This window comes from Arthrobacter sp. S41 (assembly GCF_004320535.1).
GTDB lineage: Bacteria > Actinomycetota > Actinomycetes > Actinomycetales > Micrococcaceae > Glutamicibacter.
The window spans coordinates 1,814,189-1,831,857 of record NZ_SIHY01000001.1; the positions used below are offsets into that span (position 1 = coordinate 1,814,189).

A 17,669-nucleotide genomic window follows, 5' to 3' on the forward strand; every position below is an offset into this window, starting at 1 on the left:
GCAGGCCATTTTTGTCCGCGCTTCATTATTTGTTATTGAGACTCATTCTCATATAGTCTTCAAGACGTGAATGTTATCGTCCTCTCTGCCCTCGACACCTCCTGCCGCGATGCTGGGCTGGAACACCTACGGCGCCACTATCCAGAGGCCATAATCCTTTCCTACGATTTCATCGAGGGAAATCGTTTGGTACGCACCGTTGCAGGGAACGCTGCAGTCGAGCATGGTGAAGCGGTCCTCGAACATCCGTGCATCGGTTGCGCCGTCAAATACGAAATCTTTCCCGCTATTGAACGGCTGGCGCCCGAGGATAACGAAGCCACAATGCTCCTAGGTCGGCCCGCAACGTGGCATAGCGGGTCGGTGCTGGAAACATTGGCCCAAAAGCTTGCCACTGTTGACATCAGCATCAACAGCATCGCACTCTCGCTGGACCCCACTGAACTTGAAGATCACATGTGGGACAAGCACTCCTTATGGGAGTCAGGATTCAGCTCCATGGAGCGCGACCAACGCACCGCCGGAGAGTTTTTCTTCACCGAGCTCATGCAAGCTGACACGGTCCTACCCGTAGAAGGGATGCACACACGGCTGCTGGAATCCCCCAAGGGGCCTCGTCGCATTGGCGGCGAAGACTTTGACACCGGACTTGGCGTGGTTCAACAGATGGCCCCACACGCCACTATCTGCAGTCATGACAGCCAGGTCGGCTCGTTCAATCCCGGTGCCGCCCAGCAACGTACCAGTGCTGGGCACATACCTGATATCTCAGAAGCCTCGTCACCAACAAAACACGCACCAATCCACCTAATCGCAGAACGACCCCTTCATCCCGAACGGTTCCGTGAAGCGCTCCCTGCGCTAGCCGCGACCTGTACCTGCATCCGGGGACGACTCTGGGTGGCCAGTGCACTAAGTGAACGAGTAGCCATCGGAAGTGCAGGACCGCGTCTCTGGATGGAAAATACCGGCTCATGGTCAACTGAAATCGCCGCTTCCGAGCTCTTGGTCTACGGCTCAGAACACGAAGCAAACGAGATTACTAACCTATTCCACCAATGCCAGGTGACAGAGGAAGAGCTGCAAGGGCTATTCTCCGCATCCTGAGTTACCGCCAACATGACCTGCCCCAAAGGAGGTGAAAAATGAAAGTTCGCAACTCTCTTCGCGACCTCAAAAATGCGCCAGGATCCCAAGTGGTTCGGCGTCGCGGACGTATCTACGTCATCAATAAAAAGAATCCAAGACTCAAGGCTCGTCAGGGCTAACGGTCCTCTCTTGCCGGCATCGCGTCTTCGATGCCGGCAAGGCGCCGTCCATCGTGATGATTACCCCGCTCACCAGAGCATTCAGTGACACACATCGCACTCTGCCATAAGATGTCAGCTATGGGAGCTACAAGCTTTCTCTTTGTCACTCACTCGCACAAGGGATGTTGTATACATGGAAGCTCTGGGAACTCTCTTCGGAGATATTTCATCAGTTATTTGGGGACCATTCTGTCTGATCCCGTTGCTACTAGGCACTGGCCTGTACCTGACCATTCGCCTCGGCGGATTGCAATTTATCAAGCTCGCCGCTTCGCTTCGCCTAGGATTGCTCAAACGCAAAGATGATGGTGCTGAAGGCGACGTCTCGCAGTTCCAAGCGTTGACGACGGCCTTGGCCGCCACGGTTGGAACTGGCAATATCGTCGGCGTGGCAACAGCCATCGGCATTGGCGGACCGGGCGCGCTGTTCTGGATGTGGGTCACCGGCCTGCTGGGAATGGCATCCAAGTACTCCGAGGCTTACCTCGGCGTCCGCTACCGCGGCACGGATATTGCAGGTGAAAAATCCGGCGGACCGCAGTACTACCTGCAGCGCGGTATCAAAGGCCCATTCGGTAAATTCTTGGCTTTGTTCTTCGCTGTCGCCGCGACTCTGGCCAGCTTCGGCATCGGCAATATGACCCAGGGAAACTCGATCGCCGCCAACCTGGATAATTCCTTTGGCGTCACCCCGTGGGTCACGGGCCTGATCCTCACCATTCTGTCACTGGCTGTCCTTGTTGGTGGCATCAAGTCCATCGGCAAGGTCACCGCCGGCTTCGTGCCGATCATGATCGTGTTCTATGTGGTTGCTTCGATCTACATCTTGATTGCCAATGTCGGTGGCATCCCCGCCGCTTTTGCAGAGATCTTCACTGACGCCTTCACCGGCACCTCGGCCGTAGGTGGCTTCGCCGGGTCTGCAATCATCATCGCCGTACAGTACGGTGTTGCTCGCGGTATTTTCTCCAACGAATCCGGCATGGGCTCGGCGGCTATCGCGGCTGCCGCGGCACAGACCACCCACCCGGTCCGTCAGGGTCTGGTCTCCATGACTCAGACCTTCATCGACACGATCATCGTAGTTACCTGCACCGGATTGGTGATCATCACCACCGGTACTTGGAACAAGATTGATGAAGCCACCGGCGAGCAAGTCTCCGCCGCGTTGATGACCGGCCAAGCCTTCACCCACGGCCTGCCCGGCCAGTGGGGACACTGGGTTGTCACCATCGGCCTGGTTATGTTCGCCTTCTCAACCATCCTTGGCTGGTGCTACTACGGTGAACGCAATATTGAGCGTTTGATTGGTCGACGCGCAGTGATGCCATTCCGCGTTCTCTTCTCGTTGATTGTCTACGTAGGTTGCACCACCGAGCTGACCGCCGTATGGAACTTCTCCGACATGATGAACGGTCTTATGGCCCTACCAAACCTCGTGGGCTTGCTCATCATGTCCGGTTTGATTGCTCGTGAAACCCGCTGGTACCTCAAGAATGATCCGAAGCTGGAAGCCAACAAGGCACAGATTGAGGACTTCATGAAGGACCGCGATGGCTGGAGCGAGTGGAAGTCCGGTGACGTTGTTGGTTCCTCCCAACATCGTCAAGCACATAGCGGATAACACCTCGCTTAATGAGCTAAGCCTGAATTGATGCAAAAAAAATGATCCCGGTGCGGATCCTGTTTCCAGGATCCTCACCGAGATCATTTGCTGTTAAACCAGGTTCGCAACTAGCCCTCGGAAAGCTTAGGCGTTCCACAGTCCGTAGGAGTCAGCCAGATCCGCAATCTTCTGCGCACGGGCCAAACGCGGCAAGTACGAGCCGTCACCCACCGAAGCGCCAGCGGCGTGGGCTTCGAGCAGTTCCATGGCCCATGACAGTTCGTCTTCGCTCGGAGCCAAGGCCGCGTTGATGCCGTCCACGTGGTCGCGGGAGAGCGAGAGCTTGCCGGTCATACCCATGGATGCGGTGACGCGAGTTTCCTCAGAAACCTTAGCCGCATCAGAACCAGCTGGTGGTGGACCATCAATGGCGCCGGGAAGCTTTCCAACACGTGATGCGATGACCAGCTTGCCGCGAGCATAGGCCAGCGCCAGTGGGTCATCGGAGACACCGGTGTCTTTGCGGAAGTCATTCACGCCGAAGGCTAGACGGAAAGTGCCAGGAGCCGATGCGATCGAGGTAGCATTCTCGATACCCAATGCGGTTTCGATCAAGGCCAGCACCGGGGTGCCCGCGCGCAGACGCATGGCGCTGTAGGTGACCTGCTCTGGCTGCTCGGTCATGGCCAGCATAATGCCGCGCAGACCTGGTGCCTCAGACAGGGCTGCAAGATCATCGGCCCAGAAGTCGGTATCAATGCCGTTGACGCGCACCCATGCGGTCATGCCATTGGACAGCGCGCGGACTACATTGTCGCGAGCTTGAAGTTTTTTGTCATCAGGGACAGCAGCTTCCATATCGAAGATGACTGAGTCGGCCTCGCTCGCGAGAGCCGGCGCAAAGTCCTCCTCTTTTGCTGCGTTCACCAAAAGCCAGGAACGGGACAGTTTTGCCGGAAGAGCCGCTGCTCGACGATTTCGAATTGCCATAGTTCCCAGACTACTCACTTGGGCCTGAGGGCTTCCACTAGGTATGTACACTATTTGCCTCAATTGAGCCGACCAACACAGTCTGATGTGAGGACAATTACAAACAACGAGACGTTTTCCGGTAATGTCACTAGACGTGGCACTAGGCGAATCTGTCTCCACAAAGATTTATGCTTCACGATGAAGCTGCACGATAAAGGACCCTGCGTGGCAAATATAGAAACTACTGATCCCGCAGAGACTGGACCCGAGCTTAAACGAGCGTTGTCCAACCGACACATTCAGCTCCTTGCCATTGGCGGTGCAATCGGCACTGGCCTATTCATGGGCTCGGGAAAAACCATCTCTGTTGCTGGCCCATCGGTCATCCTGGTCTACATGGTCATCGGCTTCATGTTGTACTTCGTGATGCGCGCTATGGGCGAATTACTGCTCAGCCGCACCGATTACCGCAACTTCTCCGACTTCGCCGGAGACATCCTTGGACCATGGGCTGGCTTCTTCACCGGCTGGACCTACTGGTTCTGCTGGATTGTTACCGGCGTCGCCGACGTAATTGTGATCGCCTCGGTGTACGTCACTTACTGGCTGCCAACCATTCCGCTGTGGATCCCAGCATTGGCAGTCATCGTGCTGCTGATTCTGCTGAACCTACCTTCAGTACGCGGATTTGGTGAAACCGAGTTCTGGTTCGCATTGATCAAGATTGTCGCGATTGTTGTCTTGATTGTCGTCGGCCTGGTCATGATCGTCACCGGCTTCGAGCACGATGGCGCTCAGGCTTCCTTCCTGAACCTATTCAACGGTGAAGGCGGATTCTTCGGTGGCGGACTCATGGGCTTCGTTATGGGCTTCCAAATCGCCGTCTTCGCCTTTGTTGGTATTGAGCTAGTTGGTACCGCAGCTGCTGAAACAAAGAACCCGGAACACAACCTGCCAAAGGCTATCAACGCCATCCCAGTGCGTATTCTGCTCTTCTACGTAGGTTCGCTGGCCATCTTGATGTCGGTCGTTCCTTGGGATCGCTTCACCGCTGATCAGTCGCCATTCGTGATGCTCTTCTCGCTGGCAGGCCTTGGCGCTGCAGCTCACCTGGTTAACGCCGTGGTGCTGACTTCTGCGACGTCATCGGCTAACTCGGGCATCTACTCAACTTCGCGTATGGTCTTCGGACTGGCAACCGACGGTGATGCACCAAAGCTCTTCGGCAAACTCACCAGCCGTCAGGTTCCACGCAATGCGTTGTTCCTTTCCGGCGTTGTGTTGCTCAGTTCGATTGTTCTGCTGGTCTTCGGTCTGGATAAGTCCACCGGCTTCTCGGTAGTCACCACGATCTCCTCGCTGTGCTTCATGTTCGTCTGGACGATCATCTTGATCAGCTACTTGGTCTACCGCAAGCGTCGTCCGCAGGCTCATGACACGTCGGTCTTCAAGATGCCGGGCGGCACCTTCATGCCGTACGTAGTCATGGCGTTCTTCGTGTTCCTACTGTGGGCTTTCACTAAGGATGCAGACACCTTAACTGGCCTGTTGGCAACGCCAATCTGGTTCGTTGTGGTTGGTATCGGCTATCTGTTGCTGCGCAACAATCCTCAGCATCATAAGCTGCGTCAAGCACATGTGGAGCGTGTAGCTGCAGAGAAGCGTGAGGCAGCAGCCTACTTCGCTTCGAAGAAGCACTAATAAGGATCAATCTTCCTTTTTAGGCAAAGCCGTGATCATCCGAATCCATTCGGGTGATCACGGCTTTTCTTTATCCAGGCAAGGACTGCAACGGGTCAATTATTTGGGGATATCATCGCGCCAAAGGGAAGATCTCGACTCACAAAGAGCACTTCTAGCAGTCTCATATTCTCGCCGTACCGACTAAAAGCCCATGGTGCCTCGTGCCTGATCCCTCTGGAAATCTTCGAGAAGTACAACAACGCGGTCTCATTCCACGAACAGTTATGGCCGTGCGCAAAAACTTCATTGTCCTCTAACACTGATCCTGAAAGGCCGTTGAGCAGGTACAAACTATCGGCAAAGTTCAGGCCACGAACCAAAATTCTGGATGCCCTCGCAGGCTGAGCCCGATGGTGTAGGCGTAGGGCTGGCTGAATCGGCCCGGTTCTACAAAAAGTACCTGACGTCCAAAATCACGAATGCACTGATCGCTTCTGACCTCCACATCTGCAAGGCTCATCCCATCACACATATCGCACATGCTTGCGCTCCTTCTTACTTCGATTGCTGTCCATGAGCTCAGGCTGCTTTGCATTGGACCTGGTGCAGCGCCTTGCGTGCCGGCGTTGATCTGCGCGATGGAGACTCGCAAACTAACAAACGTGGACGATACTCGCCCAGCGCGTCGTCAAAGTCATCAAGATCGTCAAAGTCCTCAGGGTCTTCAAAGTCGTCAAAATCCTCAAAGGCATCAAGGAGATACGCCTCGGCAGACAAGTCGTGGAACTTCAATTCTCCAAAGAAGGCTGTTCCGCTGGTTCCCTCTGTGAAATGTCGGCCGTGGTCGAGGACTTGTTCAGCAAGGTACTTCAATAAGCCAAAGGCTTCGTCTTCACTGCCGGCAAGGGTGGCGATTTCAGCGTGGCCCGAATCCTCAAGACCCTTGGTTGATGCCATGACAAGCGGCGACAGAGGAATACGGTAGGCAAACAACGCATAGCCGCGGCGCTTTATCTCTAATTCGGCCAGAAAGGCCGCTTCTTCCGCAGTGGATAAGGTGCTTCTGATCGTGCACCATTTCGTTACGAAGTCTCTCACTACTACTCCTCCTTGCATGATGTGATGTCAGCAAGTCTCACGCTGATATCAGGCTTGGAGGTTAAGAATCAAACTCGGTGTGGACAACAAAAAAGCGCTGCCCGCAATCACATCGATTGCAGGCAACGCCTTAGGTGCGACACCGACAGGTGCCTACGAGACTACTTAGCCGACTGTGCTTCAGCAGCCACCGCGGCGGCTACAGCTGGCATCACTCGATCATCCAGAGCCGAAGGAACAATGTAGTCCTCAGCCAAGTCATCACCGACCAAATCAGCGATGGCATGAGCCGCGGCGACCTTCATTTCCTCGGTAATTTTCGTGGCGCCCGAGTCCAGCGCACCACGGAAGATTCCAGGGAAGGCCAGAACGTTGTTGATCTGGTTTGGGAAGTCACTTCGTCCGGTGGCAACCACTGCCGCATACATCTTGGCCACATCCGGCATGATTTCCGGAGTCGGGTTAGACAGCGCAAAGATGATGCCATCCTTGTTCATCTTGGCCAATGCTGCTTCGTCAAACTTCGACGAAGATAGTCCCACCACTACGTCAGCGCCTTCCAAGGCTTCAGCCAATCCGCCCATCACGTCATCACGGTTGGTGCGTCCTGCCAATTCGGCCTTGATGGGGTTCAAGTCATCACGCTCGCGGTGAATGGTTCCCCGCGAATCGAGAACGATCACGTCATCCACTCCTGCCTTGAGCAACAGGTTAGTCACGGCTACACCGGCTGAACCCGCACCGGAGACAACAACCTTCAACGAGCTGATGTCCCGTTTGGTCTGACGAGCGGCCCCAATAAGTGCAGCCAGGACCACCACGGCGGTGCCGTGCTGATCATCGTGCATCACTGGGATATCCAACGCTTCTATGAGGCGCTTTTCGATCTCGAAACAACGAGGCGCCGAGATGTCTTCGAGGTTTACCGCACCGAAGCTTGGGCGTAGACGAATCACTGTCTCAACGATTTCATCAACGTCGGTGGTGTTCAGTACCAGCGGGATGGAATCTAGTTCAGCGAATTCTTTGAATAGTGCGCTCTTACCTTCCATCACCGGCAGCGACGCTGCTGCACCGATGTTGCCTAGGCCTAGCACTGCGGTGCCGTCGGAGATGACGGCAACCAGACGCGAGGCCCAGGTGTGGGTGGAGTGCATGGCTGGATTGTCAGCGATCGCTTGGGAAACCTTGGCTACTCCGGGAGTGTACGCAATGGACAGATCACGCTTGGACTTCAGTGGCATCTGCGACTGAACGGTGAGTTTGCCACCGATGTGAGCGTCGAATACTTCTGCATCGGTGATGGTGGACAGGTCTTTGGCGGATTCAATCGACATTGAATGATTCTTCTTTCAAGAAAGTTTTGAACGACGAAAACGCAGTACCCACAAAGCTTGTGGCATAGCGTAGGAACGCGCATGACCATTCATCCGACCGCAACAGAGCTTGACCCGACGCAATTAAGGAGGGCATCAAGCTTCTATGTACACAGTTCCCCGAGGAGCTCAGCCGGGTAAGGCTGAAGGTTCCGTCGTGGTGTGCCGGAAGATGGCTGGTCAGTACTTTCTTTAGACCTACAATTTCCACCATACGGGAACCGTTTGTCGCAATACAACCCCCTTTCGTCGTGGAGCTCTAATATGACTTGCCGTAGCAATATCCACCTCTGGTGCTCATTGCACGCACTTGGTGCGCATCTTGAGGCAAAATGAATTCCATGGCATCACCGACTTCAGCCTTGGGCAGAGTACGTACTTTCGAGTCACTCGACGAAAAGACCACCACACGGTTACGACGCGCGCTGGATGAATCAAACGACACCACGGTGTTTGTGAATGGCACTGCACTACAGCTACCTAAGGAAGCTCATCAGGCGCTCATTGAAGTGCTCGCGCGTTTTGCCAATGGAGAGTCGGTCAGCATCGGAACTCCAGAGTTACTGCTGAACACTTCTCAGGCAGCTCAGATGGCTGGCATTTCAAATAGCTACCTTCGAAAGCTTGCTGATGCAGGAATTATCGAGGTGGAATACCGCGGCACACACCGGCGTATCCGCCCTAGCTCCATTCAGGATTGGTTAGATTCTCGCGCCGAATCCGAGAAGTAGCCGGACGAATACCTGTCCTAGGTTAAGGGCAATGGCCGCACATTGCTGAAGTTCTTGCCAACCGCGAGTTTTCCTGTTGGAATACCAAAGTATTCTATTTGAAAACACATCCTCGCATGGAGCCTGAATGCGAGGAGCGCGCTCCTTACATCAGTAGGAGCCTTGGCCAAGGAGGACCATGAGCACCGCACCCCAGTCCCTAACATCTGCCCACGAAGAATTGCTCTCCGAGCGGGCAGCAGGTATCAAACAGTCTGCGGTACGAGACGTTTTTGAACTCTCCTTGGATCCTTCATTGGTTTCCCTTGCTGGCGGCAATCCTTTTTTGCAATTACTGCCACTGGAAAAGATTGGTGAAATCTCCCAGCGCATCATCACCGAGCAGGGGCCTGAAGCGTTACAGTACGGCTCCGGTTTGGGCACCGCTCAACTCCGCGCGCAGATCCTCGATGTCATGGCCGCAGAAGGAATCACCAACGTCAAAGTTGAAGACGTAGTGGTAACCAACGGATCCCAATCGGCACAAGATATGGCCTGCAAGGTCTTCTGCGATCCTGGGGATACCGTACTGTGCGAGGACCCGACCTATGTTGGTGCGCTGAATACTTTTGAGGCCTACCAGGTCAAAGCACGTCCGGTAGGCACCGACGATAATGGTCTGATTCCTCAAGCGTTGCGTGAGCGCATCACTGAGCTGCGAGCCTCCGGGGAACGCATCAAGTTCCTCTACACCATTCCGAATTTTAACAACCCTTCAGGCATCACGCTGGCAGCCGAGCGACGCGAAGAAATCGTGGCCATCTGCCGTGAAGAAGGCATTCTGATTCTGGAAGATAACCCTTACGGAATGCTGCGTTACGAGGGAGAAGCGGCGCCAACCCTGCGCAGCTTGGATCCCGAGAACGTCATCTACATGGGTTCCTTCTCCAAGATCTTTGCACCCGGTCTACGCATTGGCTGGGCCGCAGTGCCTACCCATCTGTTCCGTCGTTTCTACTTGGCTGGCGAAGCTGTGGCGCTGTGCCCACCAACCCTGAATCAGATGATCATCAGTGCTTATCTTGAAGAGCATGACTGGAAGGGACAGATCACTAAATACAACGATCTGTACCGTTCCCGTCGCGACGCAATGCTTGATGCCCTAGAAAAGTACCTACCAGCAGAGGTCAGCTACACGCGACCTGAAGGTGGATTTTTCATCTGGTTGACTCTTCCCCAAGGAATCGACACGTATGCACTGCTGCAACTTGGCGTGAAGGCCGGAGTCATTTTCATTCCAGGAGCGGCGTTCAGCCCAAGCGGACAGGCAGATAACAAGCTTCGTCTAGCGTTCTGCGCCGTTGATGAGGCCACCATCGCTGAAGGTGTGCAGCGTCTATCGACCCTGCTAGCTTCCGCTATCGAAGCAAACGCTAGCTAGGGTCCGCCTCTCGCTTAGCTCAGGCGACCGCCAAAGTCATCAGCGATTTCTTTGGCGGTACGTCGCAGCCTTGGCAACAGCTCTTCTTCGATGACTTCAGAGTTGTTCCGGCTGGTCTGTACCGAGATGTTCAGCGCGCCTAGAAGTTTCCCACCGCGAAGCACCGGAACAGCCAGTCCGCGCAGTCCCTCGTCGAGTTCCTGATTAACCAGTGACCATCCCTGCTCGCGGACCTTTGCCAGTTCCTTCTTTAATGCCGCAAGATCAGCCACCGTGTGTTCGGTGTACGGGTGCAGATCTACCCGCTCAAGGAATGCCTCTTGCTCGGCAGGCTCTAGGTGAGCGATCAGCACACGGCCCATCGATGTCACCCAGGCCGGCAGTCGATTGCCGATGGAGACGTTTAGCGCGTGCAGTCGTGGTGCAGTAACGCGTTCAACGTACAGAATGTCTTGGCCTTCAAGCACACATAATGAAGCGGTCTCTTCCAAGTCGCGCGCCAGAGACTGTAGGTGACCCACCGCTGCCTGTGGCAGAGTGAGTCCCGACAAATAGGCAGCACCGATATCCAAAACGCGCGGGGTCATCCGATACGCGTTGCCGTTAGCTTGTAGATAGCCAAGGTCCGTAAGGGTCAGCAGGAACCGGCGAGCCGAAGCGCGGGTCTGGTCCGTTGCCGTAGCCACTTGAGAGACGGTCAATTCGGTGTTGCCAGCTGAAAATGCGAGCAGCACGGCCAAAGTCTTATCCGCAGACTTAACAAAGTAATCTGGCCGCTCTGCCACGTGTATTTCTCCCCAGCTTTATAGGTTTCTGCTCCAGCGGTTGCTCTCAAACTGAGAGGCCAGTCGCACCGGAGCATTAGGCGCTCCATACCCATCGTAGCTAGAACGACGTTCAACTACCTCCAAGAACATGTTGCCAATGGTCTTGGTGTAGAAATGCAAGAACTCCCCCGCTTCATCACGATCATAGAGCAGGTGCAATTCTTTGAGCGTTGTGAGCAGTTGCGAATCAAGGTCAAAGCGTGCGGCCAAGTCTTCATAGTAGTTCGCCGGAACCTGCAAGAACTCCATGCCTCGTGCGCGAGCATCCTTGGCCAACCCAATAATGTCCTCGGTGCGCAGGGCAACATGTTCTGGATATTCATGGTTGCGCTCGATGGCGCTCTCCAGACCATGCGGAACAATATTCAACGCCAGACGCACGCTGGAATCCTCGGTGGAAAGCACCTGCGAACGCACCAGACCCATGGGGCTAGGAACTTCGGTTCCCGGCTGTGCTTTGAGGTTGATGACACTGCTGTAAAACAGCACGGATTCATCAAAGCACTGCCATGGTTGAGCCAGGTTGATGTGGTCAATGCACAGGATGGGCCCATCGTTGACGCCCGTATTAGGCAGCGTCGCTTCTTCAAATTCAATGATCCAGTTTTGTGTATTCTCTGGCGAACTAAAGAAAATCTCGGTGCTGTCAGGGGCAACAAATCCTGGAAGTTCTTGTTCATTAAAGGTTCGCAAGCGCGGGACCTTGGTGGCCAACAAGCTGTTGCCCCGTTCGCCGCTCGCACCGGGATCTAGTACCTGAACGCCAAAACCGGACACCGCTGCTTCAACTCCGCGACTGCGCTGCGAGTTGATGATGATCCGCGCGTCCCCCGAGGTCCATAGCTGCACCGGCTTACGGCGGTGTTGGCCGCGGAAACTAAAGCCCAGTTGGGCCAGCATCCCGCCGACAAGTTCAGGATCCTCGGTACGAATCTCAGCAAAGTCGAATCCGGTGGCGTCTTGAATGCCCGGAAGTTCTTTGAGCTCCAGCGCGTACTGTTCGCCGTTGGATTTTAGTAGCTGTGCCGTCTGAGACTGAAGCCATTGCAGGGACCGCAGGCCGTCGATGGCAGTACGCTCTACGTTGGACTGACGGAATACGTCATTGAAGATTTCAAGGGAAATGATGCCGCTGTATCCCGAGCGCACCAGTTCCGCCAAGAACTGATCGAGTGCAAATCCACCCTGCCCCGGGAAGAGCCGGTAGTGGCGGGACCACGACAAGATATCCATCGAAAGCACTGGGGCGTCAGCCAACTGAACAAAGAATATTTTCTCGCCAGGGATATTCGCAATCTCTGCCGGGTCATCCCCGCGCGAAAGAATGTGAAAGCTATCGATGCACAGGCCCACATTCGCGCGGTCCACCTGCTTCACGATCTCCCAAGAGTGCTGATAGGTGTCAACGTACTTGCCCCAGGCCAGCGCCTCATAGGCAATGCGCACATTGTATTTTGCCGCCAGATCCGAGAGCTGTCGGATCTGCTCGATAAACACTTGGTCGTCGTTGATGGTTGCGGTGCCAACGTTGGAGCACAACAACATCAAATCCATGCCCAGTCGATTCATGAGTTGGAACTTCGCTTCGGCCCGATGCAGGTTAGCTTTCAGCTGACTCTCGGTGACTCCCTCAAAATCTCTGAAGGGTTGGAACAGATCCAAGGTTAGCCCCAGTCGTTGCGCCATGGCTTTGACTTCTTCTGGTGACATCGGGCTAACCAGGAGGTCTTGTTCAAAGATTTCGATGCCGTCAAACCCTGCTTTGGCGCAGGCCAGCAGTTTCTCTTCGAGTGTTCCTGAGAGGCATACGGTGGCGATGGATGTACGCATTACAGTCCCTTTTCCAGCAGTTCCAGCAGGTGCTCGCGCACCTGCTGGGCATCTGGCTTGATGCCGGTGATGATTTCAAAAGCGTCCACGGCTTGTCCCACAGCCATATGTCCGCCGTCCAGAACTTGGCAGCCCAAGTTTCGAGCGGCCACGATCAGTTCTGTATCCACCGGGCGGTAGATGCAATCTGCGACCCAGTGTCGGGCTTCCAGAGCGGCAATATCTAGTGGCACCCCTGGGTGGTGATGCATGCCAATCGGCGTGGCATTAAGTAGCCCATCAACTTGTGCCAGCAACTCAGGCACCTGATCTGGCGTGGCAGCGTGGATGCTGGCCTTGGGGAAGTTTTTGCGAAGTTCTTGGACTCGATGATTCACGCGCTCTTCATCAAGATCAACGATATGCAGTTCTTGGGTTCCAGAATCCAGCAATGCGTACGCGACGGCGGCACCGGCGCCGCCGGCTCCTAGCTGCAGGACGCGCTGCTTGTTAGCTGCGGGAAGACCGGTGTCGAGAGCGCGAGAGAATCCTGAGGCGTCGGTGTTGTGCCCGTGGAATTTGCCGTCGGTGATGACCACGGTGTTAACCGCACCGATGGCTTTGGCGGTGGGTGAGATGTCATCTAAGTGATCAAGTACGAGTTGTTTGCAAGGATGGGTAACGTTGAATGCGTTAAAACCAAGCTTTGCTCCGGCAATGAGCAATTCTCCGATGTCGCTGGCCGGTAGTTTCAGTTCGGTCAGGTCAATAGGCCGGTAGAGGTATCGCAGACCGTGAACCTCGGCAGCTCTTTCGTGCATCGGTGGGGTGAGCGACGGCATCACACCATCACCGATCAAACCGACCAGATAAGACTCCGCACGTGTACTCATTTTCTCCCGCAACTCTTCTTGTTTACTTCAGGTATTGCCTGAGATGTGATTTACATCTACTGTAATGCAATGAACACATTCCGAACAAGTGTACGCATAGCGAACACTGTTCTTGAGCTTCAGCTTTAAACACTCGACGAGGAGTACCTCCGATGCCATCTCCAGATAGCCTCAACGCATCAGCCGATTCAGGCAGTCAGGGCCGCACCCCGGTCAAAGCTGCCGTCGCTAGCTTCATGGGAAGCGCTGTTGAATACTATGACTTCTTCATCTTCGGTTCAGCGGCTGCACTGATTTTTCCGCACATATTCTTCCCTGATACAAACACCAACGCCGCCGTTATGTCGCTGGCAACCTTCGGCTTCGCCTATGTCGCCCGGCCAGTTGGCGCGATCTTTGTGGGCCACTTTGGTGATCGCATTGGACGGCAAAAAGTCTTGATGTTCACCCTCATCTTGATGGGTGCTTCAACCTTCCTTATCGGCTGCCTGCCTACCTTTGACCAGGTCGGCTGGCTGGCGCCTATCTTGTTGGTCTTCGCCCGCCTCTGCCAAGGACTGTCGGCAGCTGGCGAGCAGGCAGGTGCTTCCTCTATGTCACTGGAACACGCGCCGGATAACCGCCGTAGCTTCTTCACCTCGTGGACGTTGACGGGCACTCAGGGTGGTCAGATTCTTGCCGCCATGATCTTTATTCCTGTGGTGGCCTTGCCTGATGAGATCAAGTACGGCATCGGCTGGCGTATCCCGTTCTGGCTTTCGGCCCTGGTTGTTATCGTTACCTTCTTCATTCGTCGTTCGTTGAATGAGACTCCAGAATTTGAAGAAGCCAAGAAGAACAATGAAATCGCCAAGCTTCCGTTGGCTGTACTGCTTCGTTTCCACTGGAAGGACGTTCTGCGCGTCGTATTCTGTGCCTTCATCGCAGCCGTTTCTACCGTTTATGGAACCCTGGCTATTTCCTACGGCAAGACCATCGGCAACATGGACGAATCCATTACTCTCTGGCTGGTTGTCGCCGGTAATATCGGCGCCCTGATTTCGCAGCCGCTGTTCGGCATGCTGGCAGACAAGATCGGCCGCAAGCCGGTGTTCATCTACGGCGCGCTGGGTTCGGCGGCCATCATGCCGTTCTACCTGCGGTCCATGGAGTCGAGCAACGCGCTGGCGCAGTTCACCCTTTCGGTGCTGGTGTTCTCCTGCGCCTATGCGGCAGCGAACGCTGTCTGGCCGAGCTTCTACGCAGAGATGTTCTCCTCGCAGGTGCGCTTCTCCGGGCTGGCCATCGGCACCCAGCTGGGCTTCCTGATGGCGGGCTTCGCGCCGTCCATCGTCGCCGCCTTGGGCGGGCTTGAAGCCAATGGCTGGGTCCAGATCAGCCTGTTCACCGCGGCGATCGCCGTCATTTCCTCGCTCTCGGCGTTGACTGCACGCGAGACCTATCGGGTTCCCACCAAGCAGCTGGGCCACGCGGTCGAGAAGGTCTCCTAGCCGTCTTTGCAAGCATCCCGGCCCGTTTGGCCTGCCTTCCCTTCAAGGAATGCCAAACGGCCGGGATACTGATTTTAAGGGACGCAAGAATGCCGCCCGGGACCGCCTGGATCTCAAGCGTTGGGAGACTCGTTGATGGCGATGCCAAGGAGCGTCCGCTCATTGGCATTCAGCGCACGCTCTTCACGCCAAATGGCGCGCAACTCGCGCATTAACGCCGGGCCGGCAAACGGTACTTCAACCAACGACCCTTGATTGAGCAGGTTCTCCACCGCCAGCTGGCTGAGCACTGCCGGCCCCATGCCTCCGGCTACCAGCTGGGCGATGGTCGCATTGCTATTGAATTCCGCAATCGGCTTGGCCCGTTCAACGGCGGACAAGGAATTCAAAAAGGCCCTGGTCCCCGAGCCTTCCTCGCGCTCGATGAGCGCGGTTTCCTGCAGCTCTTCCAAGGTCACCGGATTCTTCCGCGCTGCCCAAGGATGGGTAGGCGAAACCACGACCAGCATTTCATCGCGGAACACTTCACGGCTCCTGAGAGACGTGGGCAGCTGAGGTGTTTCAACAAATCCGAAGCCGAGCTGCTCCTGTTCCACCGCCTGGATCACGTCGTGGGAATTCATGATCCTCATTCGCGGAATGACGCTGGGCAGCTTCTCATGCAGCTGCCCGATCCATGACGGGGCCAGGTATTCTGCCACCGTCATGCTGGCCCCGAATTCCAGCTCCTTGTTGCCATGTTCGGCCAGCGAGCGCACACCGGCGGAAAATGCGTTCAACCCGGCGAGCGCCTCACGCGCCCACTGGACGGTCAGCACTCCTTCTGCGGTCAGAGTTGATCCGCTGGTTTTCCTGGTCACCAGCGCATATCCCAATCGGCGCTCGAGGGTTTTCAGCGCCCGCGAGGCGTTGGATTGCGCCATGCCGGCCGCCCGGGCGCCTGCGCTGAGGCTCCCGTGATCGGCAATGCCAACCAGCAACTCCAATGATGAGAATTGCAGCCAATGAGACAGGCTCTGCCCTGCTGGCGAATCGCTATCCATATCATGATCATATGCCCGCGATAGCCAGGAGGCGAATACCGCTGGCTAGCGCATCGGCGGAGAATGGTGAGCATGAACCGCCTCTCGGGCTCGACCAGCACTGCTTCTGCTTCCGATGCCGGCATGGCCAGCAGAACGCCGCTGGCCACCCGGCTGCTCTCCGGCCCGGTCCCTGGCGTGCTGTTGTGCCTGGCCGTCGGCGCGCTGTGCATGCTCGCCCGCCATTTCACCAGTTCCGTGAGCGCGTTGCTCATCGCCATTGTGCTTGGCGCCCTGTGGCGCAACCTGGCGCCAGTGCCTCATGTTGTTGATTCCGGAGTGGCACTTTCGGCAAAGAAGCTGCTGCGGTGGGGAATCGTCTTTCTGGGATTCCAATTGTCCTTGGAATCCATCCTTGCTCTTGGCCCCGGCGTGCTGCTGGTGGTGGTTTCATCGGTGACCGTCACGTTCCTGCTCACCGCCTGGATCGGCAAGCTGATGGGTCTGGACCTGGAACAACGGCTGTTGATTGCCATTGGCTTTTCCATCTGCGGCGCGGCAGCTGTGGCTGGGGCTGAAGGAACAATCAAGGCCAAGGAGCATCAAGTAGCCACAGCAGTTGGCCTAGTGGTGCTTTTCGGAACCCTGATGATTCCGGCCATGCCCGCGCTGGGCCTGCTTTTGGGTTTGGATGAACGCGGCATCGGCATGCTCGTGGGCGCTTCAACCCATGAGGTGGCACAGGTTGTGGCCGGCGCTGGCTCGGTGTCGGCAGCCGCCTTGGCCGTGGCCGTCACCGTGAAACTGGCCAGGGTTCTCCTGCTCGCTCCGGTGGTTGCCGGAGTCGGAATCTATATGCGGCGCAAGCACAGCGTTCGCGGCGACAAGAATCCGCCGCTGGTGCCCTTGTTCATTATTGGTTTCCTGGCCACCATGCTGGTGCGCACCACCATGGATCTCCCCGAGGTGTTCATCGACGGCGCTTCCACCGTGCAAACCCTGCTCTTGTCTGCGGCCATGTTTGCCCTGGGGCTCGGGGTCCACCTGCGCAGCATCTTCACTACCGGCGTCAAGGCGTTGCTTCTGGGCGTGATCGCAACACTCATCATCATCACGGTGGCAGCCAGCGGAACCGTGCTTTTCCCACCGGCCTAGTTTTGTAGCCAGCAGAGGACGTCGGCCACGCGAGACTTTCCTCGAAACGGGCCTTGGCCAAAAGCCAATATTGACGCGCTAGTTCTATTGGCAAATATTAAGCCAAGTTGTCTTTTAGGACCCTTCATCACGGATTGCGGGTCACCTTCTGGGAGCGGCACGACTTTGCCTCTTGAAGTCTCCAGAGAATGCGGCAAAGGAACTTGCCTGAATTCAGAACTCGATCATCCGAAGCTCTGAATCCTGGACAAGTCCCTTTGCCGCGCACTTTAAGACC

General features: G+C 55.8%; 15 protein-coding genes. 8 read left to right on the forward strand and 7 right to left on the reverse strand.

What is annotated here, in order from left to right; genetic code table 11:
* Positions 1-66: 66 nt before the first annotated feature.
* The 3 genes from EYR88_RS08390 (at position 67) to EYR88_RS08400 (ending at position 2,934) form a co-directional block, all read left to right on the forward strand.
* Positions 67-1,107, forward strand: a complete 1,041-nt coding sequence (locus tag EYR88_RS08390) for a GTP-binding protein (RefSeq protein ID WP_131089187.1) — start codon at positions 67-69, stop codon at positions 1,105-1,107.
* Between the two features lie 38 nt (positions 1,108-1,145).
* Positions 1,146-1,268 carry a type B 50S ribosomal protein L36 gene (gene ykgO, locus EYR88_RS08395; protein WP_131089188.1) on the forward strand — a complete coding sequence of 41 codons (123 nt, stop codon included), beginning with the start codon at positions 1,146-1,148 and terminating at the stop codon, positions 1,266-1,268.
* Between the two features lie 175 nt (positions 1,269-1,443).
* Complete coding sequence (locus EYR88_RS08400) at positions 1,444-2,934, forward strand: sodium:alanine symporter family protein (protein ID WP_131089189.1); 1,491 nt, start codon at positions 1,444-1,446, stop codon at positions 2,932-2,934.
* 126 nt (positions 2,935-3,060) lie between these two features.
* Here EYR88_RS08400 and EYR88_RS08405 read toward each other — a convergent pair whose 3' ends face one another.
* Complete coding sequence (locus EYR88_RS08405; protein ID WP_131089190.1) at positions 3,061-3,906, reverse strand: CoA ester lyase; 846 nt, start codon at positions 3,904-3,906, stop codon at positions 3,061-3,063.
* Positions 3,907-4,113: 207 nt separating this feature from the next.
* Here EYR88_RS08405 and EYR88_RS08410 point away from each other — a divergent pair, with 207 nt between their 5' ends.
* A complete protein-coding gene (locus tag EYR88_RS08410) occupies positions 4,114-5,589 on the forward strand; it encodes an amino acid permease (RefSeq protein ID WP_242632492.1) in 1,476 nt (491 codons plus the stop codon).
* A 561-nt stretch (positions 5,590-6,150) separates the two neighbouring features.
* On the opposite strand, the gene EYR88_RS08415 is transcribed toward EYR88_RS08410, so the two are convergent.
* Positions 6,151-6,669 (reverse strand): hypothetical protein, encoded by a 519-nt coding sequence (locus tag EYR88_RS08415; RefSeq protein WP_131089192.1) that lies wholly within the window; start codon positions 6,667-6,669, stop codon positions 6,151-6,153.
* A 161-nt stretch (positions 6,670-6,830) separates the two neighbouring features.
* The gene (locus EYR88_RS08420; RefSeq protein ID WP_131089193.1) at positions 6,831-8,006 is read right to left on the reverse strand and encodes an NADP-dependent malic enzyme; all 1,176 of its coding nucleotides are present in this window, start codon (positions 8,004-8,006) and stop codon (positions 6,831-6,833) included.
* A gap of 380 nt (positions 8,007-8,386) precedes the next feature.
* Here EYR88_RS08420 and EYR88_RS08425 point away from each other — a divergent pair, with 380 nt between their 5' ends.
* Both EYR88_RS08425 and EYR88_RS08430 read left to right on the forward strand, forming a co-directional pair.
* The gene (locus EYR88_RS08425) at positions 8,387-8,776 is read left to right on the forward strand and encodes a helix-turn-helix domain-containing protein (RefSeq protein ID WP_131089194.1); all 390 of its coding nucleotides are present in this window, start codon (positions 8,387-8,389) and stop codon (positions 8,774-8,776) included.
* A gap of 178 nt (positions 8,777-8,954) precedes the next feature.
* Positions 8,955-10,196 (forward strand): PLP-dependent aminotransferase family protein, encoded by a 1,242-nt coding sequence (locus tag EYR88_RS08430; protein ID WP_131089195.1) that lies wholly within the window; start codon positions 8,955-8,957, stop codon positions 10,194-10,196.
* A 14-nt stretch (positions 10,197-10,210) separates the two neighbouring features.
* Here the strand turns inward: EYR88_RS08430 and EYR88_RS08435 are convergent, their stop codons facing one another.
* The 3 genes from EYR88_RS08435 to EYR88_RS08445 are packed head-to-tail and all read right to left on the reverse strand — an operon-like array spanning position 10,211 to position 13,725.
* Positions 10,211-10,981, reverse strand: coding sequence for an IclR family transcriptional regulator C-terminal domain-containing protein (locus EYR88_RS08435; RefSeq protein WP_131089196.1), 771 nt, complete (start codon positions 10,979-10,981; stop codon positions 10,211-10,213).
* 18 nt (positions 10,982-10,999) lie between these two features.
* Complete coding sequence (locus EYR88_RS08440; RefSeq protein ID WP_131089197.1) at positions 11,000-12,853, reverse strand: sugar phosphate isomerase/epimerase and 4-hydroxyphenylpyruvate domain-containing protein; 1,854 nt, start codon at positions 12,851-12,853, stop codon at positions 11,000-11,002.
* A complete protein-coding gene (locus EYR88_RS08445) occupies positions 12,853-13,725 on the reverse strand; it encodes a shikimate dehydrogenase (RefSeq protein WP_131089198.1) in 873 nt (290 codons plus the stop codon). Before EYR88_RS08445 ends, EYR88_RS08440 begins: the two co-directional genes overlap by 1 nt.
* 152 nt (positions 13,726-13,877) lie before the next feature.
* Between EYR88_RS08445 and EYR88_RS08450 the strand changes: the two genes are divergently transcribed.
* Positions 13,878-15,215: an MFS transporter gene (locus tag EYR88_RS08450; RefSeq protein ID WP_131089199.1), complete on the forward strand. Its 1,338-nt coding sequence runs from the start codon at positions 13,878-13,880 to the stop codon at positions 15,213-15,215.
* Between the two features lie 113 nt (positions 15,216-15,328).
* Here EYR88_RS08450 and EYR88_RS08455 read toward each other — a convergent pair whose 3' ends face one another.
* On the reverse strand, positions 15,329-16,258 hold the full coding sequence (locus EYR88_RS08455) for a LysR family transcriptional regulator (protein WP_131089200.1): 930 nt from the start codon (positions 16,256-16,258) through the stop codon (positions 15,329-15,331).
* A 72-nt stretch (positions 16,259-16,330) separates the two neighbouring features.
* Here EYR88_RS08455 and EYR88_RS08460 point away from each other — a divergent pair, with 72 nt between their 5' ends.
* A complete protein-coding gene (locus EYR88_RS08460) occupies positions 16,331-17,392 on the forward strand; it encodes a putative sulfate exporter family transporter (protein WP_242632493.1) in 1,062 nt (353 codons plus the stop codon).
* Positions 17,393-17,669: the final 277 nt, after the last annotated feature.